The sequence below is a fragment of the Microbispora sp. ZYX-F-249 genome, assembly GCF_039649665.1.
GTDB lineage: Bacteria > Actinomycetota > Actinomycetes > Streptosporangiales > Streptosporangiaceae > Microbispora > Microbispora maris.
In genome coordinates, this window is sequence record NZ_JBDJAW010000015.1 from 14,116 (window position 1) to 35,604 (window position 21,489).

Consider the following 21,489-nt stretch of genomic DNA (forward strand, 5'->3'; position numbering starts at 1 on the left):
GACCGCCCAGGACTCCGTTGCGCGTGCTATCAGCCGCAGATGAGGCTGAGGCTGCTGTTCTCGTGCGGGGTGCAGGCCAGCAGGGACAGGTTGCTGCCGCCGCCGCCCTCGTGGCCGCCGGGAACCTCGAGGGTCTGCAGGTCGAGAAGCGCCATTTCGATCATCTCCTTGTATGAGTGCCGTCAGCCCCGGTTGAGGCCGATGTTCGTGGTCCGGATGGTCGTCAGCCGCAGACGATGCTCAGGCTGCTGTTCTCGTGCGGGGTGCAGCCCAGCAGGGACACGTTGCTCCCGTGGTCGCCGCCGCGCTCGGTCGGGGCCTCGAGGGTCTGCAGGTCGAGAAGCGCCATTTCGATCATCTCCCTTGTATGGATGAGCCAGCCCGGATGAGGCTGAAGATCGTGTTCGCCGGAGGGTCCGTCAGCCGCAGACGATGCTGAGGCTGCTGTTCTCGTGCGGGGTGCAGCCGAGCAGGCTGATGTTGCTGCCGGGGTAGTCACCGCCGCCGCCGGGGGTCTCGAGGGTCTGAAGGTCGAGGAGCGCCATGGGTGTGTTCACCTCCTTCCGGTGCTGGTCGGGATGCGGGACCCGGCGGCGGTACGCAGGGGGGCCTGCGCCTGGGGCCGTCCGGGGGGCTCGAGGAACGGGAGACGGACCGGCTCGTCGTGCAGCGCGGTGCCGAGTGCGAGCAGCACTCCGGCGCTCCCTGTGGCGAGGTCCATCGACAGACGGAGCAACTGGGCCCCGGGGAAGGCCAGCCCGCCCCGATGGGGAAGCTCGTGCCAGGCCAGCCGGGCGATCTGCGCCTCGGCGGCCCGCGGGTCGGGGCTGCTGCAGGACGCCAGGCAGGCGATCATGCCGGCCCGGCCGGCGAACAGGCCCGACTGGACGTAGTACGGCAGCGTCAGCACCGACCGGATGGCGGCGAGCGACTCGGCGAGGGTCTCGTCGTGCCGGTGGGCGAGATAGCGGTCCAGCACCAGGCCGATGCCGGCCGACCCCTCGTCGAGGTAGGGGTTGGTGCGCCAGCCCTGCTGCACCTGGAGCTGGCCGTCCTCGCGGCCGACGCACCGGCGCAGGTCCTGCCGCAGCGCGGTGGCCGCGAGGTCGAGCAGCCCGGGGTCGCCGGTGCGCTCGTAGGCGTGCAGGAACATCAGGGCGGGTCCCGACGAGCCGTACATCAGGCCCGCGTGCGGGTACCGGCCGCCGCTGATCTCGGGCACGTCGTCCGGGCCGCCGAGGCGGTCGGCCACCTCCGCCACGACGCGCGCCGCCCGGTCGCGGAACTCCGGCTCACCGGTCCTGTCGTGCAGGTGCATCAGGGCGAGGGCGATGCCGGACAGGCCCCGGTAGAGACTCAGGTCGAGCCCTTCCCCCGGCTGCCGCACGCAGCGCTCGGCCACGTCGAGCGCGTCCCGGCGGCGGCCGAGAGCCTCCAGCGCGTACGCCACGCCGTGCAGGCCGTTGTAGAAGCCGATCCCGACGCCGGGCTTGGCGGCCTGCCGGACGAGCCACTCCTCGTGCTCGGGGAACCGTCCGGCCCCGGTCGCCGCCAGCGTGTACAGGACGCCGGCCGCGCCGTTGGCGAAGCTCACGCCGCCGCCCGGCTCGAACTGGACGATGTCGCCGGGGAACAGCCGGTCCTCGCGGTCCGGTGTCGCCGAGGCGAGGATCGCCCTGGCCAGCGCCTCCCGGACCGCGGGCCAGTCCTCCCTCATCCGGCCCGGCCGCGGGAGCAGACTCGGCTCGGCCGCGGGCGGGTCCTGCCCGAGGATGGTCCGTACGGCTCCCTCGATCAGCGCGGGAGGCACCGGGAACGTCTCGGTGATCAGCCGGCCGAGCTGGGCGGCCTTGGGCCGGTGGACCTGCAGGAGCATGGTGGTCATCGGGGCGAACACGCCCAGGTGCAGGCAGGCCAGCGCGTACTCGTCGGCCTCGGCTCCGGCCAGTCCGCGTGGCGGCATGAAACCGGGGTTGGCGAGCGTGGGCCGCCTGCGCTCCTCGATCGGCGAGGAGACCTCGAAGTCGATCAGCACCACCCGCTCGCCCTCGACCAGGATGTTGAAGGGATGCAGGTCGCCGAACACCACGCCGCGCTCGTGCAGCGCCGAGACCGCCGCGCGCACCTTGGCGAGCATCCCGACGGCCCACCCGGCGTAGTCCGCGGTCATCTCGGGCGTGCGGTCGGCCCGGGTCAGGGGGTGCTTCTGGGCGATGAGCTGGCTGAGCGAGGTGCCGTCGATGTACTCCTGCACCAGGAAGTGGTGCTCGCCGACCGTGAAGTAGTCGCGCAGCGCCGGCACGGCGTCGAGGCCGGCCAGGCGTTCCATGATCGCGGCCTCGTGCCGCAGGCGGGTGACGGCGTCACGTCCCTCGACGTCGAGCCCGGCGTGCGGACGGGCCTCCTTCAGCACCACCTTCTCGCCGGTGCGCCTGTCGCGCCCGAGGTACACGCCGCCGCCGTTGGAGAAGTGCAGCACGCTCTCCACGTCGTACGGCACGCCTTCGAGCGTCACCGCGTTGCGGGCGGCCAGGTGTGGTTCGAGGAACGCCGGCAGGGTCACCCAGGAGGGCAGGGCGAACGCCGGGCCGCGCACGTCGGGGACGAGGTTGCCGTCGGCGTCCTCGATCGCGAGCACCCGCTCGCCGCTGTCGTCCAGGCAGTGGCGCTCGGCGAAGCCGCCGTACCGGACGAACAGGGGGCCGTCGCCGTAACGCAGGTCGCTGAGGATGTACGGGCCCTCGACGCCGTCCAGGATCTCGGCGAGCTCCTTGAGCGTCAGCTCCAGCTGGGCCTCGTCGACGGGGTAGATGGTGACCAGCTTGCCGCTTGACCCGCGGAACGCGTACTTGGAGTTCTGCATGGTCATCACGCGCCGGCCGCGCAGGAATTTGAAGGCCAGCCCGCGCGGCGCGCAGTAGTCCCAGGCCGCCGCTATCACCCGCTCCGCCTCCGCCAGGGAGGACGAGATGTGGATCTTCCATCCCTGGCTGGGCAGCCTGGCGCCGATCGGCGCGTAGTGCAGCCAGGTGTCGGTCGCAAGATGGGCCCATCCCTCGGGCGCGGGCCGGGCGGCGATCGCGAAGTCGGGATGCTCCGCGCGCTTGCTGTCGAGCTTGTCGTAGAACAAGGGATCTGCGAGGCAGTAAATCTCGTACTTACTAATCACCAGATGTCCCCTTAGGCCGGTCACGTCAAAGAATTCCGGAAATAACGAGAAGGGCCAAGTTACGCCCGTCAACTGCGCTATGTGAAATCTGCACATAACGAACCGTGACGTGGTCATGGGTGGGTGGTGATGCCATTCACGGCCGTGTCCGGGACGTCGCGGGGACCATCTGGTCAGATCGCTGGTCAAGGGCGCGCGGCGCCCGCCCGCCGCCGAAAGGGGTGGCGCAGGGCGGCGATCAGGCGCCGGGCGCCGGGTCCCGTCGCCGCGCGCACGGCGGCGATCGGAGTCGCGCAAAGGGGCCCGGGCCGCGGATGGGCCGGTGGACTGCCGGGGCCCCGGAAGCCGGGAGCGGGCGCGCGGGCCGCACGCGACTGGACAGGAATGCCGGCGCGCCCGGGTTCGCGGAGGCCCGGGCAGGGGGCGGCCGGAAGGCGGCGCGCGGCGCGGCGGAAGCCGAGCGAGGCGCCGTGGGCGCCGGAGGCGGCGGGCCGGGTGATCCCGGCCGCCGTCAGCGGCGGTCTCAGCCCCTGCGGGGAATCTCGACGATGATGCGGAACCAGCCGTCCGGGTCGAGGATCGTTCCCACCATGCCGTCGAGCGCCGCCGCCCGGTTGCGCAGGTTGTCCAGGCCGTTGCCGTCGCCCGGCGGGACGGAGGGATCGACGCCGTCGTTGGCGATGGTGAGCGTCACCACGCCGCTCCGCACGACGATCTCGATCGTGCACAGGGTCGCCCTGCTGTGGCGCAGGACGTTGGTCACCGCCTCCCGCACCGTGATCGCGAGCACCGCGCTCACCTCGTCGCCCAGCTCCGCGTCCGCGACCTCGATCTTGCAGTCGGTGCCGTACGCCCGGAGCACGGCCCGCGCGTTGGCCAGTTCTGAGGCGAGTGAGACGTCCCGGAAGGAGCGGGTCACGTTGCGGATGTCGGCGGACGCCTGGCGGATGGCCTGCACCACGTCGGCGAGCGCCGGTCGCAGGGGGCTGTCGTCGTCGGCGAGCCGGTAGGCGAGTTCGCTGCGCAGGGTGGCCAGCCACAGGCGGCTGCTCACGAGGTCGTGCACGTCGCGGCCGAACTGCTCGCGCGCTTCCGCCGCCGCCTGCCGTACGGCCTCGGCCTGCATGGTGCGCAGCCGGCGCAGGCGGACCGCGAGGATCACCAGCGCGGCGATCAGGAGCGTACCGAGCAGGACGAGCAGGGCGATGAGGGCGAAGTGAGGCAAGTAACGACCCTCCAGTCATCCTCGCCGTAACATCGGCCTCGCCATTAGATGCACACGTTAGATCTTTGCATACCGGTCACGAAATATGGCTACTTCATTGGTGTCGAAGGAGGTTCTATTACCACTGCATATAGGGGTTGCCAGGGGCGTCCTAAAAACGGGCGTTCATCAACTGTGAATCCGGCTGTAACAATTCCGGGCCCCTGCCTGTTTCGGTCACACCGGGGTCAGGCGAGCGCCCGCACCGCCGCCTCGAAGACCACGGGCAGGCGCCGCGCGGCCGGCACGATCATCCGGGCCGCGAAGGGCTGCCGCCGGGCCCGCACGAGCGCGGCCGTCAGCAGCCGGGAACGCCACGACAGGCGCCGCCAGGCGATCTCGTAGTCCTCGGGGCGGCCCGCCCGCAGACAGCCGACCAGCGCGCGGGCCGACAGCAGCGCGAGAGAGATCCCCTCGCCGGTGAGCGCGTCCACGTAGCCCGCCGCGTCGCCGACGAGCAGCACCCGCCCGGCCACCCGCCGCCGCACCCGCTGGCGCAGCGGTCCCGCCCCGCGCACGGGGGTGACGGGCGGGCCGTCCAGCCGGGCGAGCAGACCGGGGAACTCGGCCAGGTGCTCGTCGTAGGTCCGCCGCTCGCCGCTCAGCACCGCCACGCCGACCAGGTCGTCGCCCACCGGCGTGACGTACGCCTCGCCGCCCGGAGCCCAGTGCACCTCCACGAAGTCCGTCCACGGCGCGACCCGGTAGTGGCGGCGCAGGCCGTACCGGCGGGGACCCGCGGCGGGCAGTTCCAGGCCGAGCCGCGCCCTGATCGGCGAGTGCAGCCCGTCGGCGGCGACCAGCCACCGCGCGCCGAGCACGGCTCCGCCCGTCAGCTCCACGCGGACGGCCTCGCCGGCGGCGTGCGGCACCTCCACCCGCCCGGGCACGACGCGGACGCCGAGCTCCCGCGCGCGGAGGGCGAGCGCGGCGTGCAGCGCCGTGCGGCGCACGCCCAGCCCGGGGCCGTCCCGGAACTCCGCCTGCACCCGGTGCCGCCCGTCCACGTAGCGGATGCCGAGGAACGGCCTGCCGTCCGGCATCGCCACCCCGAGATCGGCCAGCGCGGCGGCGCCGCTGGGCATCAGCCCCTCGCCGCACGCCTTGTCGACCGGGACGGGCCGCGGCTCGACCACGACCGCCTCCATGCCGGCCAGGGCCGCGTGGACGGCGGTGGCCAGCCCGGCGGGCCCGCCACCGGCGACCAGCACGTCGATCACGCCGCGGTCCCCGCCCCCGCGTCACGGGCTGCGGGACCGGGGGCGGCGGTGGCGAGCGCGGCGTTCTCGCAGCGCAGGCGCACGGCCATGAGCGGCACGTTGAGCACGGTGAAAACCAGTGCGGTCAGCCAGGCCGAGTGCACGAGCGGCAGCGCCGCGCCCTCCACCGCCACCGCGACGTAGTTGGGGTGGCGCAGCCAGCCGAACCGGTACGGCCCGCGCCGCACGAGCGGCATGCCGGGCACGACGACGACCTGCGTGTTCCACTGCGGGCCCAGCGTGGTGACGCACCACCAGCGCAGCCCCTGCGCGGCCAGGACCAGCCCGAACATCGGCCAGCCCAGGCCCGGGACGAACGGCCGGTCCGCCAGCCACACCTCCAGCAGGCATCCGGCCAGCAGGCCGGTGTGCAGGGCGACCATCCAGGGATAGTGGCCCTGCCCGTACACCACCCCGCCCCGGGCGAGGCTCCAGCGGGCGTTGCGGCGCGCGACGACGAGTTCGGCGAGCCGCTCCACCGCGACGAGCGCGACGAGCAGCGCGTACGAGAGCGACACGGGGGTCTCCCTACCAGCGCAGCAGGACCAGTTCGGAGCAGAATCCCGGGCCCATCGCCAGCAGCAGGCCCGGGGTGCCCGGCGGCGGTGGCCGCAGGGTGAGGGTGTCGCGCAGCACGTGCAGCACCGAGGCGGACGACAGGTTGCCGTTGGCGGCCAGCGACCGCCAGGTGAGGTCGAGCGCGCCGTCCGGCAGCGCGAGCGTCTCCGCGACGGCCTCCAGCACCTTGGGGCCGCCGGGGTGGCAGACCCAGGCGGTGACGTCGCCGGCGGTCAGGCCGTGGTCGGCGAGGAACCCGTGCACGTCGTCGCCCAGGTGCGCGCGGACGACGTCGGGCACCCCGGCGTCGAGCACCACCCGGAAGCCGCTGTCGCGGACGTCCCAGCCCATCACGCGTTCGGAACCGGGATACAGACGGCTGCGCGTCGCGACGACCGCGGGTCCCGCGACGCCGTCCGCCACGGGCGGCTCGCGGTCGTCCCCGTACGCGACCACGGCGGCGGCGCCGTCCCCGAACAGGGCGCCCGCCACGAGGTTGGCCGTGGAGGTGTCGTCGCGCTGCAGGGTGAGGGAGCACAGCTCGACCGAGAGCAGCACCGCCACGTGAGCGGGCCAGCCGCGCAGGTAGTCGTGCAGCCGGCCGATCCCCGCCGCGCCCGCCACGCATCCGAGGCCGAACACCGGCACCCGCTTGACGTCCGGGCGCAGCCCGATCCGGTTCACCAGCCGGGCGTCCAGCGACGGCGCGGCGACGCCGGTGACCGACGTGCACATGATCATGTCGACGTCCGCGGGGGTGAGGCCGGCCGCGTCCAGCGCCGCCGTCACGGCCTGCGCGCCCAGGTCGAGCGCGGCCTCGATGAACAGGTCGTTGGCCGCGCCGAAACCGTCGAGCTTGCCGTACTGGTCGAGCGGCAGCACCAGGTTGCGGTGCTCAACCCGGGCGCCGGCGTGCAGCCTGTCGAGAAGCCGGCGGTCGGCGCCCGGAGGAAGACACACCCTCGCCAGGGCGTCCGCGATCTCCGCCTGCGAGTGGCGATGAGGGGGGACGACACCGTGGACGGCCGCGATCCGCGTCATCTCACATCCTCGGGCTGGCGAAAATCGTGACAAGTCCCTCTTGCCCGTTGAGGGCCGCCGCATACCCTCCGAGCTCGATGATGATCCGCATCCGTAAGGTCCGGTTACGCTCGGGGTCGTGACCGGCTCAGGGGCCCTTCCCGACGAAACGGCGCCCGCGACCGGCCCGGGCGCCGCCGCGCCGGGTCGCGGCGCGCGTCCCGGCGGCACCGCCCCGGCGGACGCCGCGGGCGAGCCGCCGGCCGGGCCGCGGCGGACGGTGACCGGGCTGGCCCTGGCGTGCCATCCGGGTCCGGCCGCGGCGGTGACCGCCCTGGTCACGGCGCTCGTGGCGCTCGCCGGGTGGGGCCCGGCGGGGACCGCGCTCGCGGCTCTCGCCGTGCTGAGCGGCCAGTTGTCCGTGGGCTGGTGCAACGACGCCGTGGACGCCGCCAGGGACGCCGCGGCGGCGCGGGCCGCCAAGCCGATCGTCGCGGGCCTGGTGACCGCGCGCACGGTGCGCGCCGCGGCGTTCGCCGCGCTGGCGGCCTGCGTGCCGCTCTCGCTGGCCTGCGGCCCGGTCGCCGGGGCTACGCACCTGTTCGCCGTGGCCGCGGCCTGGGCGTACAACCTGTGGCTCAAGGGCACGGCTGCCTCGTGGGCGCCGTACGCCGCGGGGTTCGGCGTGGTGCCGGTGTTCGTGACGGCAGGAATGCCGGGCGCCGTGCCGCCGGCGTGGTGGGCGGTGCTCGCCGCGGCGCTGCTCGGCTGCGCGGCGCACCTCGCCAACGTGCTGCCCGACATCGAGACGGACGTCGCCACGGGAGTGCGCGGCTGGCCGCAGCGTCTCGGCGCCGCCCGGGTGCGGGCCGTCCTGCCGCTGCCGCTGCTGGCCGCGTCCGTGCTCCTGGTGGCCGGGCCGCCGGGACCGGCCGGCCCGGCCCGATGGCTCGCGCTCGCGGGGGTGGCCGCGTGCGCCGCGGCCGGCCTGCTGCTCGGGCGGCGCGTGCCCCGGGCGCCCTTCGCCGCCGCGATCGGCGCCGCGGGCATCGACGTCCTGCTGCTGGCCGCCACACCGGGCGTCGTCACCGGAGGCTGAGGCGGGCGAGCGCCCGGCGGGCGTCACCTTCGGGGGAGGAACAGCCCCAGCGCCACGGCCGCGACCGGCACCACGCAGAGGATCGTGAAAACGCCCTGCGGGCCGTACGCCTCCGCCGCGACGCCCAGCACCGGTGCGGCGAGCCCGCCGACGCTCACAGCGAGCCCGAGCGTGACACCGGCCGCGGTGCCCGGCCGGTTCGGCAGGTAGTCCTGTCCCAGCTTGACCAGCACGGCGAACGGGATGTTGATCGCGATGCCCGCCAGCACGGCGAACAGCAGCGGCAGGTAGGGCCCCGGCAGCAGACGCAGCCCGGCGAGCGCCGGTATGGCCAGCAGGCCGCCGATCTGCACGGTCCGCACGAGCCCGATCCGGTCGGCGAGGCGCCCCCCGGTCAGCGTGCCCGCGACCCCGCCGACCAGGAAGCAGGCCAGCGCCGTGCCCGCGACGCCGCGTCCGGCCCCCAGGTGCCTGATCCAGAACAGCTCGATGAAGGTGAGCACGCCGAAGAACGTCACCGACCTGACGATCTCGACGCCGGTGAGGACCATGAAGGGCGCCCACCTGTCGGCGCCGGCGCGGGTGCCGGCGGCGGCCGCCCGGGCCGAGGGCCGCTTCCTGAGCAGCGCGAACGCGACGAGCAGCGCCGGCGGGATGAACAGCGCCGTGGCGCCGACGCCCATCGAGATCAGGGCGGGCGTGGCCAGCACCGGCGCGAGGAAGAAGCCGACGCTCCCGCCCGCCGCGAAGACGCTCATCGCCGTGGCGCTGTCTCCCGCCGTCTCCCTGGCCCCCTTGCCCGCCGCCGGGTGGAACATGGCCACCCCGAGCCCGGACAGCAGGACGAGGGTCCAGACCGCGGCGTACGGCTCCACCAGCCCGGACAGCCCGAGGCCGAGGCCGGCCAGCGCGACGCCGGCGGCGGCCAGCCAGCCGAGGCGGAAACGGTCGACCGCGAGGCCGATGAACGGCTGCGGGATCGAACTGCCCAGCGCCGCGGCCAGCGTCAGCCCGGAGGCCGCCACGTAGCCGTAGTGCCGGTCGAGCACGAAATAGGGCACACAGGCCGGCACCAGTCCCTGGTAGAGGTCGTCGACGGCGTGCGCGGCCGCCCACAGCCACATGCGCCGCCACGCGGACGTCGCCCGCGCCGCCGGCGCCGAAACGGTTGTCTCTGTCACTGATCGTCTCCTCGAGAGGCTCCGTCGAGCATCCCGGAGGACCGAGTCGGCGAACTAGCGATACTCTGCCGAGTCATGTCGGCAACCCGCCATCCCGCGAGCGGCGGCCCGTCCCGCGTGCCGCTGGCCCACCGCCAGCGCATCGACTGGCACGACCACGCCTCGCACCAGCTCATCCATCCGCACCGCGGAGTGTTGCGGATCTCGACCCCGCTCGGCGACTGGGTGGTGCCGCCGCATCGGGGCGTGTGGATACCGGCGGGGGTGGCGCACGCGCACGAGGCGTACGGGCCGACCGAGATGCGGGCGCTGATCTTCGATCCCCCGGTCAACCCGCTGCGGCTGGACCGGCCCACGGTCCTGGCGATCACGCCGCTGCTGCGGGAGGTGGTGGTCGCCCTGACCGGCGACGACGAGCCGACCGAGCGGCAGCGGGCCAACCTGGAACGCGTGCTGCTCGACCAGCTCCGCGAGGTCGAGGCGCTGCCGCTGTGCCTGCCGACGCCGTCCGATCCCCGGCTGCGCGACGTGGCCGCGATCCTGGAGGCGGACCCGGCGGACGGCCGGACGCTCGCCGCGCTCGGCGCGGTCGTGGGCGCGTCCGAACGCACGCTCAGCAGGCTGTTCCGGGCGGAGACCGGCATGAGCTTCCCGCAGTGGCGGACCCAGCTGCGGCTGCATCACGCGCTCATCCTGCTGGCCGGCGGCCGATCGGTGACCTCGACGGCCGCCGCCTGCGGTTACAGCGGTCCGAGCGCCTTCATCCAGTCGTTCAAGCACGCCTTCGGCACGACCCCGCACGCGTACGTGCGCGCGTGAGGCGGCCGGCTACGGCCGGGTGAGCACCACGTATCCGGCCTCCCGGAACACCACCCGGTAGCCCCGCTCACGCAGGGCCTCGACCCGGGCCACCTGCGCGTGGACCGAGCCGAAGGGGAACGCCCTGGCGCCCACGTCGGCGGCGACCCACGGCGCCCCGCGCGGCGTGCGGTCCCACAGCAGGGTCCGCGTACGCGGCGACAGGGCCGCGGCGAGGGAGTCGGCCGCCTCGACCAGCGCGCCGTCCGGCACGGCCGCGACGGCCCGCCCGGCCGCCCGGGTCCGGGCGGTCTCCACGTAGAAGCCGGGCGTGAACAGCGCGCCGAACGAGAAGAACGGCACGAGCGCGAACGCGACGGCGAGCGCCAGCAGCGCCCACCCCCGCAGGAGCACCCCGGCCCTTCCGGGAGAACGCGAGGCCGCCCGCAGCGCGCCGTCGGCCCCGGCGGCGAAGACCACCGCGACGACGAAGGCCGTGTAGTGGTACCGCGGCGTCCACCAGTTCGGGTAGGTGCTGGCGAGCATGCGTTCCACCAGCGGCGGCAGCAGAGCCAGCCCCAGCGGGGACAGCGCGGCGGTGAACAGCACGGGAGCCAGCGTCAGCACGAGCGTCCGCAGCTTCAGCGGCGGGTCGGCGAGCAGCGCGGCGACGTCGCCCGGGCGCGTGACGGCACGCACCACGGCCCGGGGGAGGTCCGGACCCAGCGTCCAGTACGCCCAGTAATAGTCGGCCCTGCCCCCGAAGTGCGGGATGAGGATGCCCGTCGCCACCAGGGTCGCGGCCGCGCCGCCCGCGACGAGCAGCGCCCCCGTGATCCGGTCGCCGCGGCGGGTGAGGAGGAACAGCCCGAACCCGGCCAGCAGCAGGCCCATGTCCTCCTTGACCAGGAGAAGGGCCAGCCCCGCGAGGAGCGCCGCCCGCCTGTGCCCGGCCCGGTGCCGCTCCAGCATGGCCGCCGTGAGCAGTGGCACGAACGCCACCTCGTGGAAGTCGAAGGCCACGGCCTCGATGATCGGCCACGACAGGGCGTAGGCGACCGCGACGGGATGGGCCACGCGCCGTCCGGCCGTGACCGCCGAGGAAGCGCGGAAGGCGTACGCCCACACGAACGGGATCGACAGCGCGAGGAGAACGGCCTGCGCGACGAGCAGGGTCGCGGGCCCGTCGTGGATCCGGTACAGCGGCGCCAGCAGCGCGAGCGCCGGAGACCAGTGGTCGCCGAGCACGCAGAACCCCGGCCCGAACCCGTTGTGCACTCCCTTCAGCATCGAGACCGGCGGCTGGAGACGCGCGTACGAGCGGATCGCCTGGTCGAATATCACCAGGTCGTAGGCGCCCGCCCGGAAACGCGCCAGCCTCAGGCACGAATAGAACGCGTAGAGCGCCGCCGCCGCGACGGTGAGGGCGCAGACGAAGGCGAGGTCCGCGCCGGTCCACCTCACGCCCGCCCGTTCTCCGGCGGTGGGGCCCCGGCGGGCGAGGCCTCGATCCCGTGCCCGCGACGGGCCTGCAATCATCCAGGTGACAATCCGCGCGATCCCGGGCATTGGTGTCGTCCGCTTCCGCCTGCTTTCCGCGCAGGCTATCGGCGGCGCCGCCGCACGGACCGGGACCGCCGCCCCGTTTCCCCTCATCGGCCGGCAAAGCTCCGGCCCGCCTCACCGGTGCGGGGTCAGGACGGAGAACCAGCGGCCGGCCTCGCTCCACGTCTCCACCGGGCGGAAGCCGGTGCGCCCCGCGAGCGGGCCGATGTCCGACACGCTGACCCGCCCCCAGGCGAACCACGCGGTGGCCCTGCCCTCCCGGCGCAGCCGGACCCGCTCCGTACGGGTCGCGGTGCCGGGTGAATCGAGCTCGGCGACGACCTCGCCGCCGGGCCGCAGCAGCTCGCGGACCCGGCGCAGCAGGGCGTCGGGGTCGCCGCCGATGCCGATGTTGCCGTCGGCCAGCAGCACCGTGCCCCAGCGGCCGGCGCCGGGCACATGCCCGAAGACGTCACGGCACAGGGCCCGCCCGCCGGCGAGACGGGTGAGCCGGACCGCCCGGGGAGTCACGTCGATGCCGAGCGCCCGCACCCCCCGCCTCGTCAGGGCCACGGTCAGCCGCCCCGGTCCCGAGCCCACGTCGAGCGTGGGGTCGGCGCAGCGGGCGAGCATCGCCTCGTCCCCCTCCGCGCCGTCGATCCACCGCCACGCCTCCAGCGGCCACGTCCCGCCGTCCGCCGACTCGACCTCGACCCGCGCGCCGTCCAGCGACTCGGCGTACAGGGGCCCGATCACGCGGGGACGTCCGTGCCGAGGGCCGCCAGCGTCGCCGCGAACCGCGAGGAGGGGGCCAGCGCGGCCACCGCGCGCGCGTCGGCGGCGGTGTCCACGTCGGTCAGCTCGGGCAGCAGGGCGGCCCGCACGCCCGCGGCGCGGATCCGCTCCATCAGCAGCGCGCCGGTGTCGGGCCGGGACATCGGCAGCCCGGCCAGCAGGGCGGGGTCGGGCCTGCGCTGCCCGAGCAGCCAGAACCCGCCGTCGGCGGCCGGGCCGACCACGACCTCGTGCTCGCCCAGCAGCCGCCCCGCCTCGGCCAGCAGAGCGGGAGTGACCTGCGGGGTGTCCATGCCGATCAGCACCGGCGGGACGGGCAGGGCCGCCCAGGCGTCGGCGAAGGCGGCGGCCAGCCGTGCGGCCAGGTCGTCCCCGCGCTGCGCGACCACGTCGCACCCCGCGGGCAGCCACGGCCCCGGCTCGCCGAGCAGGGCCAGCACCCGGCGCGCGGCGGGGGCGGCGGCGACGGCCGCCAGGGTGTCGCGCAGCGCCGCCTCCGCGAGCGCGGCGGCCTCCCGCGCGCTGTAGGGCGGCGTGAGCCGGGTCTTGACCGCCCCGGGCACGGGCGACTTGGCGATGACGACGAGCTGCGCCGAGGCCGCGGCCCTCACGCCGCCCGCCACATGTCCCGCACGGTCCTGACGGTGCCGCGGACGGTCCCGGTCACCTTGGACCGGCCCACCCTCGGCAGGTAGTCCACCTCGACCTCGCCGACGCGCCAGCCCGCCTCGCTCGCCCGCAGCACCATCTCCAGCGGGTAGCCGAACCGCCGGTCCCGCAGGTCCAGGGCGAGCAGCGCCGTACGGCGGGCCGCCCGCATCGGGCCGAGGTCGTGCAGCGGGGCGCCGGTGCGGCGGCGCAGCCGCCAGGCGAGCACCCGGTTGCCCAGCCGGGCGTGCGCGGGCCACGCCGACCCGGTGACGGGCCTGCGGCGGCCCAGCACGAGGTCGGCGGCGCCGCTCACCACCCCCTCCGCGACGTACGGCACCTGCCGGGGGTCGAGGGAGGCGTCGGCGTCCATGAAGCACACGACGGGGGCGGTCGCCGCGGTGAGGCCCGCGTGGCAGGCGGCGCCGAAGCCCGGCCGCGGCTCGGTCACCACGAGCGCGCCGTGCCGGGCGGCGACCTCGGCCGACCCGTCCGTGGACCCGTTGTCCACCACGATGGCGCGGCAGCCGTCCGGCATCCGGCCGAGCACCCAGGGCAGCGCCGCCGCCTCGTCGAGGCAGGGAAGCACCACATCGATCTGCATGCCGCAGAAGCTAGGGCCGCCGGCGCCGCGCAGTTCTTACGAAGTGACTACGGCGGGGGTGGGCGGCCGCCGGCGAACCTAGCCTGTGGGCCGTGACGACACGACGGCGGGCACTGGCGGCCTGGGCGGCGCTGGTGGCGGGCGCGTTCGCGGTGGGCGGCCTGCTGCACGCCCGAGGCGTGCTGCGCATCGACCACCTCCCGCCGCTGCACGCGCTGGCGCGCCTGCCCACGGCCGCGCTGCTCCCGGCGGCGGCCTTCGCCGTGGTCGCGGTCCCCGTGCTGCCCCGGCTGATCGCGCATCTGCCGATGCGCGCCGCACTGGCGGCGGCCTTCGCCGCGTCGCTCGCCTGGACGGTCCTGCTGGCCGTGTCGGGGGAAGGGCTGGCGTGGCCGTTCACCCACCCGCAGGAGTACCTGGCCGGGCTCGGGGCCGTGGGCGACGACCCCCTCGGCTGGCTGGCCCGTTTCACCCGCGACCTGCCGGCCTACCCCACGCACGTGCGCGGCCATCCGCCGCTGCCGGTGCTGGTGCTGTGGACGCTGTCGGCCGCCGGGCTGCCGGGACCGTTCCGGGCCGCCGTCCTCGTGGTCGTGACGGGGTGCTCGGCCACGGCCGCGATCGGGCTGGCCGTGTGGCGCGTCGCGGGGGAGGAGGCGGCCCGGCGCGCGCTGCCGTACCTCGCCCTGTCCCCGGCGGCGGTGTGGATCGCGACGACCATGGACGCGTTCTTCGCGGGCGTGGGGGCGTGGGGGACGGCGCTGCTGGTGTTCGGCGCGCGGAGCCGGGCGGGCCGGGTCGCGCTCGGCCTCGGCGCGGGGCTGGCCCTGGGCGCGCTGCCCTACCTCAGCTACGGCCTGGTGCCGTACCTGCTCGTCCCCCTCGTCGCGGCGATCGCGGTGGGAGTGCCGCGGACGACCGTGGCCGCCTGCCTGGCCGGGATGGCCGCGGTGAGCGCCCTGTTCGCCGCCGGGGGGTTCTGGTGGCCCGCGGGGGTGCTGGCCACCCACGCCGAGTGGGCGGCCGACCCCGGCGCGGCCCGGCCGTACCTGTACTTCCTGGTCGCGAACCTGGCCGTGCTCGCCCTGGTCACCGGTCCCGCCACCGCCGCCGGGCTCGTGGCGCCGGGACGGTCCCGCGACGCGATCCTGCCGCTGACGGCGCTGGCCGCGGTGCTCGCCCTCGACGTCAGCGGCGTGACCCGGGGCGAGGTGGAGCGGATCTGGCTGCCGTACGCCCTGTGGGTCGCCGCCCTCGGAGGGCGCACGCGGGACTCCCGCCTGCTCGCCGCGCAGGCGGCGGTCGCCCTGCTGCTGCAGGGGTTCGTCCGGTCGCCCTGGTGACTCAGCCCGCCGTCCCCAGCGGGGCGTGCGCGAACTCCCGCATGCCGTCGGCGAAGCGGATCCGCGCCCGGAAGCCCAGATCGGCGGCGGCGCGGTCCGGGGAGGCCACGATGTGCCGCACGTCGCCCAGCCGGTAGCGGCCGGTGACCTCGGGGGCGGGCCCGCCGCGCGCCGCGCTGAGCGCCTCCGCCAGGTCGCCGATCGTGCGGGGCTCGCCGCTGGCCACGTTGTACGCGCGGAGCCCGCCGGCTGGGGCGGACTCCAGCGCGCCGAGCGCGGCGAGGTTGGCCGCCGCCACGTCCCCGACGTGGACGAAGTCCCTGCGCTGGCCGCCGTCCTCGAACACCAGCGGAGCCCGCCCGGCCTCCAGCGCGGACCGGAAGATCGCGGCCACGCCCGAGTAGGGGGTGTCGCGCGGCATGCCCGGCCCGTACACGTTGTGGTACCGCAGGGCGATCGCCGCGCCGCCGGTCTCGCGGGCCCAGCCGGCCGCCAGGTGCTCCTGGGCGAGCTTGCTCGTGGCGTACGCGTTGCGCGGATCGGGCGGGACGTCCTCGTCCACGGTTCCCGGCGTCACCGCCCGCCCGCAGCGCGGGCACACCGGTTCGAACCGGCCGGCCGCCAGGTCCGCCACGCCCCGGGGGCCGGGGCGCACGGCGCCGTGCTCCGCGCAGTCGTAGACGCCCTCGCCGTAGATCACCATCGACGACGCCAGGACCAGCCGGGCGACCCCGTGCCGCGCCATCGCGGCGAGCAGCACCGCGGTCCCGAGCGCGTTGACCGACACGTACGCCGGCAGGTCGGACACGTCGACGCCGAGGCCGACCTTGGCCGCCTGGTGCACGACGGCGTCGGCTCCGGCGAGCGCGCGGCCGACGGCGTCCTCGTCCCGCACGTCACCCGCGGTGACGCCCGCGCCGCCGCGCAGGTCGAAGCCCCGAACCTCGTGCCCGGCGTCCCGCAGCAGAGCGGCGACACGGCTACCGATGAAGCCGGCCGAGCCGGTGACCATGATCTTCATCTCGCCACGGTAGCGACGGCCCGCCCCGCTGAAAGTTTCACAATTCTTACGGAACGAGCGGCGGGGACGCGGGCGGTCCTTTGACCGGCTCCTTGGGCCGGCCGATCATCCGGTCTACATCGTTGGCGGACTTCGTCTCCGGAGGTTCGAACCGTGCCCAGACTGTCCTGGCCGGCCGCGTGGGCCGCGGCGGGCGCCGTCGCCGGCGCGCTGCTGGGGGCAAACATCGCCGCGCCGCCCGTGCTCGCGGGCGGCGCGGCCCAAATGCACGCCGCCCGCGCGCTCTACACGACACCGCCGCACCCGTCGCCCTCGCCGGGGTCGGACGTGACACCGCCGACGGCGCCGGGCGACCCGCGGGCGTGCCCGCCGCCCCCGCCGCCGAGCGGGAGCTTCCAGGGCGTGGCCGGCCTGTGCTGGACGGCGTCCTCCGACGCCGTCGGGGTCGCCGAGTACAGGGTGATGATGCTCACGGCGGACGGCTTCATCGAGGTGGCCTCCACCTCCCGCACGACGGCGGTCGTCACCGGGCTGGGCGGCGACCGGACCTACACGTTCTACGTCGTCGCCAGGGACGTCGCCGGCAACGTCAGTCCGCCCAGCGCGCTGGTCAGCGCCCCGGCGCTGGGTGCGGGACCGACGCCGACCCCCGCCACGGGCGACACCACGCCGCCGACCGGGCCGGCCGGGACCCAGGCCGACTGCGTGCCCGACTTCAACGGGACGTCGTTCTGCTGGACGCCGTCCACCGACGACGTCGGCGTCGCGGGCTACGACGTCTACCGGCGTGCCGGCACCGGCTGGACGCGGGCGGGCCGGGACCTGCCCGGCACGGCGCGGTCCTTCATCGAGGCCGGCTACAGCTCCGTCCCGGGTCAGCAGTACACGTACTTCACCCCCGGTAACTCGTACGTCTACTTCGTCGTGGCCAAGGACGCCGCGGGCAACGTCAGCCTGCCGTCCGACCTGGTGACCTCCACGGTGCCGGCGGACTACCCCACGCACTCGGCCTCTCCGTCCCCTCCGGCGACGTGCCGGGTCGATTACGACACCTGGACGTGGCCCGGCGGCTTCGCGGCCACCGTGAAGATCACCAACATCGGTTCCGCCGACATCGACGGGTGGGAGCTGCGCTTCGCCTTCCCCGAGCAGGGCCAAGAGCTCACCAGCGGATATTCGGCGACGTGGTCGCAGTCGGGCAGGGACGTCAAGGCCGTGAACGCGGACTGGAACGCGAGGATCAAGCCCGGTGCGTCCGTGCAGATGGGGTTCAACGGCGCCCACACGGGTGCCAACCCCGATCCCCGGAGCTTCACCCTCAACCTCCGCGACTGCGTGGTGAGCTGATCCCCGCCGCTGAAAGTTTCACAATTCCTACGGAACGACCGGCGGGGACGGGGCCGGTCCTTTGACGGGCCCGCACGGCCGACCGATGATCCGGGCGACATCGTCGCCGGATCATCGTCTCGGAGGGGTGGAACCGTGCCCAAAGTGTCATGGCAGGCCGCGTGGGCGGCGGCGGGCGCCGTCGCCGCCGCGCTGCTCGCGGCCAACATCGCCGCGCCACCCGTGCTCGCGGGCAGCACGGCCGGAACGCAGGCCGTCCGCGCGCTGACCACGGTCTCGCCGACGCCGTCGCCCTCGCCGGGGGCGGACGTGACGCCGCCGGCGGCCCCGGGCGACCTGCGGGCGTGCCCGCCGCCCCCGCCCCCGAGCGGGAGCTTCCAGGGCGTGGCCGGCCTGTGCTGGACGGCGTCGTCCGACGACACGACCGAGTACAAGGTGTTCCTGCTCAGGAGCGACGGCTTCTCCGAGGTCGCCTCCACCTCCCGTACGACGGCCGTCGTCCCCGGGCTGGTCCACGGCCGGACCTACACCTTCTACGTCGTCGCCAGGGACGCCGCCGGGAACACCAGCCGGCCCTCCGAACTGCTCAGCACCCCGGCGGTCTCCGGCGCGAACGCGACGCCGACCCCGCCCACGGGCGACACGACGCCGCCGACCAGGCCGACCGGCATACAGCCCAACTGCCTGCCCGACTTCAAGGGGACGTCGTTCTGCTGGACGCCGTCCACCGACGACGTCGGGGTGACGGGCTACGACGTGTACCGGCGCACCGCCGTCGGCTGGACGCGGGTGGGCACGCCCATCGGCACGCATTTCACCGAGGGCAATCTCGTCACCGGCCAGTCGTACGTCTACTTCATGGTGGCCAAGGACGCCGCGGGCAACCTCAGCCTGCCGTCCGACCTGGTGACGGCCACGGCGTCGGGCGGCTACCCCACCTACTCGCCGCCCCCGGCGACGTGCGCGGTCGACTACGACACCTGGACGTGGCCCGGCGGCTTCGCGGCCACCGTGAAGATCACCAATCTCCTCCCGGTGGACGTCGAGGGCTGGGAGCTGCGCTTCGCCTTCCCCGAGCCCGGGCAGAAGATCACCAGCGGCTATTCGGCCACGTGGTCCCAGTCGGGCAAGGACGTCAGGGCCGTGGGGATGCCCTGGAACAGGGTGATCAAGGCCGGCGCGTCCGTGCAGATCGGGTTCAACGGCACCCACACGGGCGTCAACCCCGACCCCCGGAGCTTCACCCTGAACCTCCGCGACTGCGTGGTGAGCTGATCCGGCCGCCGTACGGCCCGCCCGCGATGTGGGAGGGCCGTACGGCGCAACCAGTTTCTCCGCAACGGACGCGGGCAGTCAGGACGTATGCCGCTGCTCGACACCACGCTGCTCCTGCTGCTCGAGGGCTACGCCTGGCTGCCGGCCCGATGGCGGGAGACCCAGGGAGAGATGGTCCACACCCGGCTGATGGGCCAGCGCGCCGTCGTGCTGCGCGGGCCGGACGCCGTCCGCTTCTTCTACGACGACAACCACGTCCAGCGGGCACCCGCGCTGCCCGAGCCGATCAAGAGCACCTTGTTCGGCCACGGCGCGGTGCACACGCTGGACCAGGCCGCGCACCGGGCGCGCAAGGGCATGTTCATGTCGCTGATGACGCCGGAAAGCGTCGCCGCCCTGGTGGACGGAACCACCGCGGCCTGGGACGCGGCGGTCGCGACGTGGCCGGACAGGGGACACGTCGTGCTCTTCGACGAGGCCGCCCGCGTCATCACCCGGGGAGCGTGCCGATGGGCCGGCATCCCGCTCACCGAGGAGGAGACCGGGCCGCTCGCCGCCGACCTCGTCGCGCTGGTCGACGGCTTCGGGTCGCCCGGCCCGCGGCACTGGCGGGCCCGCACCGCCCGCAGGCGCCGCGAGGCGTGGCTGGCGGGACTGGTCGAGGACGTGCGGCGCGGCGCCCTGCGGGTGCCGGACACCTCGGCGCTCGCCGTGGCCGCCCGCCACCGGGAGCCGGACGGAGAGGTGCTCGCGCCCCGGATCGCGGCGGTGGAACTGCTCAACCTGGTGCGCCCCACCGTGGCCGTGAGCTGGTTCCTCACGTTCGCCGCGCACGCGCTGCACTGCTGGCCGGTCAACCGCGTCCGCCTGGCCGAGGACGCCGACGGCACGTACGCCGAGGCGTTCGCCCACGAGGTGCGGCGCTTCTATCCCTTCGCGCCGTTCGTCGCGGGGAAGGCCGTCAAGGACCTCACCTGGAAGGGCGAGCCCATCCTGGCCGACTGGCTCGTGCTGCTCGACATCTGGGGCCAGAACCACGACCCGGCGCTCTGGCCGAACCCGTGCGCGTTCGACCCGCGCCGTTTCGCCGGGCGGGAGATCGGCCCGTACGACCTGATCCCGCAGGGCGGGGGCGACCCGGCGGCCGGCCACCGCTGCCCGGGCGAGCCGGTCACGGTGGGCCTGCTGGAGGCCCTCGCGCCGCGGCTGGCCCGGCTGGACTACACCGTGCCGGAGCAGGACCTCACCGTCTCGCCGTACCGGATCCCGGCCCGGGTGGCGAGCGGCTTCGTCCTGCGTCCGGCCGGCGCCCGTCCGGACGGGTCGGCGCCCCGCGAGACCGTGGGCGCGGAACGGCGGCGCCCCTCCGTTCATCCCTTGTAGTTGAAGACCTGGCGCAGCGTGTGCCGGACCTCCACGAGGTCCTTCTGGTCCGCCATCACCTGGTCGATCGGCTTGTACGCCTCGGGGTGCTCGTCGACCAGCGCGGCGGCCCGGTCGGAGTTCCAGGTCCGGCCGCGCATCGCCTCTTTCAGCGATGCCGGCGACAGCTCGCGCTTGGCCCGGCTCCTGGACATCCTGCGTCCCGCGCCGTGCGAGCAGGAGTTGTACGACAGCGGGTTGCCCCGCCCGCGCACGATGTAGGACCGGGTGCCCATCGAGCCCGGGATGACGCCCTCGTCCCCGGCGTCCGCCTTGATCGCTCCCTTACGGGTGATCCACAGCTCCTTGCCCTGATGGCTCTCCATCTGGGTGAAGTTGTGGTGGCAGTTGATCGTCCGGACCCGGGCGCCGGCGCCGGCGACGCGGAACAGCGCCTCGCTCAGCACCCTGTCCATCCGCGCGCGCGAGGCCATCGCGTACCGCTGTGCCCACAGCATGTCCTCGATGTACGCCGTGAACTCCCGGGTGCCCTGGGTGAAATAGGCGAGGTCGTAGTCCTCCAGGCCGATCGCCAGGCTGCGCATGAGCCGCTTCGCGCCGTTGATGTGCGCGGTGGCGAGCTGGTTGCCGATCCCGCGCGAGCCCGAGTGCAGCACGGTCCAGACCCGGTCGCGCTCGTCGAGGCAGACCTCCACGAAGTGGTTGCCCGAGCCGAGGGTCCCGAACTGACAGGCCACCGTGTTCTCCTGCTTCGGGGTGAGCGAGGTGTGCGGCCGGCCCAGCTCGCCGAGCGCGCGGTCCACCGCGCGGTCGTCGTGCCCCTTGCCCACGCCCGCCGGGATGCGCCGCTCCACGAGCCGCATCAGCGGGTCGAGCGAGTCGGGCAGGTCGGCGGCGGTGAGCGTGGTCTCGGTCGCGACCATTCCGCAGCCGATGTCCACGCCGACGGCGGACGGGATGATCGCGCCCTCCGTGGGAATCACGGAACCGACCGTCGCGCCGATGCCCACGTGCGCGTCGGGCATGAGCGCGACGTGACCGGGCACGAACGGCAGGCGCGCCGCCCGGGCGGCCTGGTCGATCGTCCCGTCGTCGATCTCGCTCGCCCAGGACAGCACCTTCGGGGCGATGTGCTTCGGCATGGTGGTTCTCCTCCTCGATCGAGATCCACTGTGCCGGG

21 protein-coding genes are annotated in these 21,489 nt (G+C 74.6%); 6 read left to right on the plus strand and 15 right to left on the minus strand.

What is annotated here, in order from left to right; translation table 11 throughout:
* Positions 1-29: 29 nt before the first annotated feature.
* The 8 genes from AAH991_RS19115 to AAH991_RS19150 form a co-directional block, all read right to left on the minus strand.
* Positions 30-155, minus strand: coding sequence for a SapB/AmfS family lanthipeptide (locus tag AAH991_RS19115; protein WP_346227214.1), 126 nt, complete (start codon positions 153-155; stop codon positions 30-32).
* A 68-nt stretch (positions 156-223) separates the two neighbouring features.
* Positions 224-349 (minus strand): SapB/AmfS family lanthipeptide, encoded by a 126-nt coding sequence (locus AAH991_RS19120; protein WP_346227215.1) that lies wholly within the window; start codon positions 347-349, stop codon positions 224-226.
* A gap of 70 nt (positions 350-419) precedes the next feature.
* On the minus strand, positions 420-557 hold the full coding sequence (locus AAH991_RS19125; protein ID WP_346227216.1) for a SapB/AmfS family lanthipeptide: 138 nt from the start codon (positions 555-557) through the stop codon (positions 420-422).
* On the minus strand, positions 554-3,169 hold the full coding sequence (gene lanKC, locus AAH991_RS19130) for a class III lanthionine synthetase LanKC (RefSeq protein ID WP_346227217.1): 2,616 nt from the start codon (positions 3,167-3,169) through the stop codon (positions 554-556). The genes AAH991_RS19125 and lanKC overlap by 4 nt, the downstream gene beginning before the upstream one ends.
* Before the next feature lie 523 nt (positions 3,170-3,692).
* Positions 3,693-4,394: a sensor histidine kinase gene (locus AAH991_RS19135; RefSeq protein ID WP_346227218.1), complete on the minus strand. Its 702-nt coding sequence runs from the start codon at positions 4,392-4,394 to the stop codon at positions 3,693-3,695.
* Between the two features lie 227 nt (positions 4,395-4,621).
* Positions 4,622-5,653 (minus strand): NAD(P)/FAD-dependent oxidoreductase, encoded by a 1,032-nt coding sequence (locus tag AAH991_RS19140; protein WP_346227219.1) that lies wholly within the window; start codon positions 5,651-5,653, stop codon positions 4,622-4,624.
* Entirely contained in the window at positions 5,650-6,210 is a 561-nt protein-coding gene (locus AAH991_RS19145) for an isoprenylcysteine carboxyl methyltransferase family protein (RefSeq protein WP_346227220.1), read from the minus strand. Before AAH991_RS19145 ends, AAH991_RS19140 begins: the two co-directional genes overlap by 4 nt.
* 10 nt (positions 6,211-6,220) lie before the next feature.
* Positions 6,221-7,291, minus strand: coding sequence for a type III polyketide synthase (locus AAH991_RS19150; protein WP_346227221.1), 1,071 nt, complete (start codon positions 7,289-7,291; stop codon positions 6,221-6,223).
* A gap of 118 nt (positions 7,292-7,409) precedes the next feature.
* On the opposite strand from AAH991_RS19150, the gene AAH991_RS19155 reads away from it, so the two are divergent.
* Positions 7,410-8,369, plus strand: a complete 960-nt coding sequence (locus AAH991_RS19155; RefSeq protein WP_346227222.1) for a UbiA family prenyltransferase — start codon at positions 7,410-7,412, stop codon at positions 8,367-8,369.
* A gap of 23 nt (positions 8,370-8,392) precedes the next feature.
* On the opposite strand, the gene AAH991_RS19160 is transcribed toward AAH991_RS19155, so the two are convergent.
* Entirely contained in the window at positions 8,393-9,550 is a 1,158-nt protein-coding gene (locus AAH991_RS19160; protein WP_346227223.1) for an MFS transporter, read from the minus strand.
* Between the two features lie 75 nt (positions 9,551-9,625).
* On the opposite strand from AAH991_RS19160, the gene AAH991_RS19165 reads away from it, so the two are divergent.
* Entirely contained in the window at positions 9,626-10,369 is a 744-nt protein-coding gene (locus tag AAH991_RS19165) for an AraC family transcriptional regulator (RefSeq protein ID WP_346227224.1), read from the plus strand.
* A gap of 9 nt (positions 10,370-10,378) precedes the next feature.
* Here the strand turns inward: AAH991_RS19165 and AAH991_RS19170 are convergent, their stop codons facing one another.
* From AAH991_RS19170 to AAH991_RS19185, 4 genes are all read right to left on the minus strand, one after another.
* Positions 10,379-11,812 carry a DUF2079 domain-containing protein gene (locus AAH991_RS19170; protein ID WP_346227225.1) on the minus strand — a complete coding sequence of 478 codons (1,434 nt, stop codon included), beginning with the start codon at positions 11,810-11,812 and terminating at the stop codon, positions 10,379-10,381.
* 216 nt (positions 11,813-12,028) lie between these two features.
* Positions 12,029-12,649: a methyltransferase domain-containing protein gene (locus tag AAH991_RS19175; protein ID WP_346227226.1), complete on the minus strand. Its 621-nt coding sequence runs from the start codon at positions 12,647-12,649 to the stop codon at positions 12,029-12,031.
* Complete coding sequence (locus tag AAH991_RS19180; protein ID WP_346227227.1) at positions 12,646-13,299, minus strand: TIGR04282 family arsenosugar biosynthesis glycosyltransferase; 654 nt, start codon at positions 13,297-13,299, stop codon at positions 12,646-12,648. The genes AAH991_RS19175 and AAH991_RS19180 overlap by 4 nt, the downstream gene beginning before the upstream one ends.
* Complete coding sequence (locus AAH991_RS19185) at positions 13,296-13,940, minus strand: glycosyltransferase family 2 protein (protein ID WP_182905429.1); 645 nt, start codon at positions 13,938-13,940, stop codon at positions 13,296-13,298. The genes AAH991_RS19180 and AAH991_RS19185 overlap by 4 nt, the downstream gene beginning before the upstream one ends.
* Before the next feature lie 92 nt (positions 13,941-14,032).
* Between AAH991_RS19185 and AAH991_RS19190 the strand changes: the two genes are divergently transcribed.
* Positions 14,033-15,283, plus strand: a complete 1,251-nt coding sequence (locus AAH991_RS19190) for a hypothetical protein (RefSeq protein WP_346227228.1) — start codon at positions 14,033-14,035, stop codon at positions 15,281-15,283.
* A 1-nt stretch (position 15,284) separates the two neighbouring features.
* Here AAH991_RS19190 and AAH991_RS19195 read toward each other — a convergent pair whose 3' ends face one another.
* Entirely contained in the window at positions 15,285-16,304 is a 1,020-nt protein-coding gene (locus AAH991_RS19195; RefSeq protein WP_346227229.1) for an NAD-dependent epimerase/dehydratase family protein, read from the minus strand.
* A gap of 153 nt (positions 16,305-16,457) precedes the next feature.
* On the opposite strand from AAH991_RS19195, the gene AAH991_RS19200 reads away from it, so the two are divergent.
* The 3 genes from AAH991_RS19200 to AAH991_RS19210 all read left to right on the plus strand — a co-directional run bounded on the left by AAH991_RS19200 (position 16,458) and on the right by AAH991_RS19210 (position 20,309).
* Positions 16,458-17,651 carry a cellulose binding domain-containing protein gene (locus AAH991_RS19200; protein WP_346227230.1) on the plus strand — a complete coding sequence of 398 codons (1,194 nt, stop codon included), beginning with the start codon at positions 16,458-16,460 and terminating at the stop codon, positions 17,649-17,651.
* A 135-nt stretch (positions 17,652-17,786) separates the two neighbouring features.
* Positions 17,787-18,926, plus strand: a complete 1,140-nt coding sequence (locus tag AAH991_RS19205) for a cellulose binding domain-containing protein (RefSeq protein ID WP_346227231.1) — start codon at positions 17,787-17,789, stop codon at positions 18,924-18,926.
* Between the two features lie 87 nt (positions 18,927-19,013).
* Positions 19,014-20,309 carry a cytochrome P450 gene (locus tag AAH991_RS19210; protein ID WP_346227232.1) on the plus strand — a complete coding sequence of 432 codons (1,296 nt, stop codon included), beginning with the start codon at positions 19,014-19,016 and terminating at the stop codon, positions 20,307-20,309.
* Here AAH991_RS19210 and AAH991_RS19215 read toward each other — a convergent pair.
* Positions 20,297-21,451: an RtcB family protein gene (locus AAH991_RS19215; protein ID WP_346227233.1), complete on the minus strand. Its 1,155-nt coding sequence runs from the start codon at positions 21,449-21,451 to the stop codon at positions 20,297-20,299. The genes AAH991_RS19210 and AAH991_RS19215 overlap by 13 nt on opposite strands.
* Between the last annotated feature and the right edge of the window lie 38 nt (positions 21,452-21,489).

Bases quoted from the DNA above. Each gene is read 5' to 3' on its own strand.
- AAH991_RS19115 (WP_346227214.1), bottom strand. From the start codon at position 155: ATGGCGCTTCTCGACCTGCAGACCCTCGAGGTTCCCGGCGGCCACGAG.
- AAH991_RS19120 (WP_346227215.1), bottom strand. From the start codon at position 349: ATGGCGCTTCTCGACCTGCAGACCCTCGAGGCCCCGACCGAGCGCGGC.
- AAH991_RS19150 (WP_346227221.1), bottom strand. From the start codon at position 7,291: ATGACGCGGATCGCGGCCGTCCACGGTGTCGTCCCCCCTCATCGCCAC.
- AAH991_RS19165 (WP_346227224.1), top strand. From the start codon at position 9,626: ATGTCGGCAACCCGCCATCCCGCGAGCGGCGGCCCGTCCCGCGTGCCG.
- AAH991_RS19185 (WP_182905429.1), bottom strand. From the start codon at position 13,940: ATGCAGATCGATGTGGTGCTTCCCTGCCTCGACGAGGCGGCGGCGCTG.
- AAH991_RS19195 (WP_346227229.1), bottom strand. From the start codon at position 16,304: ATGAAGATCATGGTCACCGGCTCGGCCGGCTTCATCGGTAGCCGTGTC.
- AAH991_RS19210 (WP_346227232.1), top strand. From the start codon at position 19,014: ATGCCGCTGCTCGACACCACGCTGCTCCTGCTGCTCGAGGGCTACGCC.
- AAH991_RS19215 (WP_346227233.1), bottom strand. From the start codon at position 21,451: ATGCCGAAGCACATCGCCCCGAAGGTGCTGTCCTGGGCGAGCGAGATC.